Here is a 1427-nt window from a genome sequence, read left to right on the forward strand (position 1 = left end):
GGTCGTGTCCCTTGGAGTGGTGTAGCTGAGCGAGAGCGGGAGAGCCCGCCTGCGCGCCGTCACAGCGCTGTAGCAGGCGGGGTCTCTCGCGGGGGTGGCCATCGGCGGTGACGGGTTAGGATCGGGTTGCGAGCACCAACCCCGAACCCGGGAGACCCCCGATGACCGATGCCGTTATGAGCCTGCGGGCGCTGGCTGAGAAGAGCGCGGACGCGGACGTTCTGCGCGAGATGATCGGCTTTGCCGCGCAGCGCCTGATGGAACTGGAGGTGGGCGGCCTGACCGGCGCGGCCCACGGCGAGAAGAACCCGGAGCGGCTGGCCCAGCGCAACGGGTACCGCGACCGGGACTGGCAGACGCGAGCCGGCACCGTCGAGCTGCGCATCCCGAAGCTGCGGACGGGCAGCTACTTTCCGAGCTTCCTCGAGCCACGCCGGATGACCGAGAAGGCGCTCACGGCGGTGATCCAGGAGGCCTACATCCAGGGCATCTCGACCCGCGCCGTCGATGATCTTGTCCAGGCCTTGGGCGGGACGGGCATCTCCAAGAGCCAGGTCAGCCGGCTGTGCCAGGAGATCGACGAGCGCGTGAACGCCTTCCTGGATCGGCCGATCGAGGGCGAGTGGCCTTATCTCTGGATCGACGCCACCTACGTGAAGGTGCGCCAGAACCACCGCATCGTCTCGGTCGCCGTCATCGTGGCGGTGGGTGTCAACACGGATGGCCGGCGTGAGGTGCTGGGGCTCGACATCGGCCCGTCCGAAGCCGAGACCTTCTGGACCGAGTTCCTGCGCAAGCTGGCCCGGCGCGGCCTGCGCGGGGTCAAGCTGGTGATCTCCGACGCTCACGAGGGCATCAAAGCGTCCGTCGCCAAGGTGATGACCGCCTCCTGGCAGCGGTGCCGGGTGCACTTCATGCGCAACGTCCTGGCCCATGCCGGCCGCTCGGGCCGGCGCGTCGTCTCGGCCTTCATCGCCACCGCCTTCGCGCAGGAGGATGCCGAGGCCGCCCGCCAGCAATGGCGGCGGGTGGCCGATCAGCTCCGCCCCAAGGTCCCAAAGCTGGCGGCCCTGATGGACGCAGCAGAGACAGACGTGCTGGCCTATATGGGCTTCCCGGCGGCTCACCGGGCCAAGCTGCACTCGACCAACCCGTTGGAGCGCCTCAACGGCGAGATCAAGCGGCGTACCGAGGTCGTCGGCATCTTCCCCAACGAGCCATCCATCCGCCGCCTGGTCGGCGCGATCCTGCTGGAGCAGAACGACGAGTGGGCCGTGCAACGTTGCCGCTACATGACCCTGGAAAGCATCGCCCCGATCGGCGATGATCCTCTCGTCAGCCTGCCAAACCTCGCAGTCTGACCAGTCCGGCCCTGCCGGTCATCGTGGTGGACCACACTCAGCTACACCACGCCAGGGGACACGATC

At 68.2% G+C, this 1427-nt stretch carries 1 protein-coding gene; it reads left to right on the plus strand.

Annotation, left to right across the window (positions count from 1 at the left end):
• The first annotated feature begins 161 nt into the window (after window positions 1-161).
• The gene (locus ACS5PV_RS32745) at window positions 162-1361 is read left to right on the plus strand and encodes an IS256 family transposase (RefSeq protein ID WP_455399476.1); all 1200 of its coding nucleotides are present in this window, start codon (window positions 162-164) and stop codon (window positions 1359-1361) included.
• Window positions 1362-1427 lie beyond the last annotated feature (66 nt).

Source organism: Methylobacterium sp. Gmos1 (genome assembly GCF_053764715.1).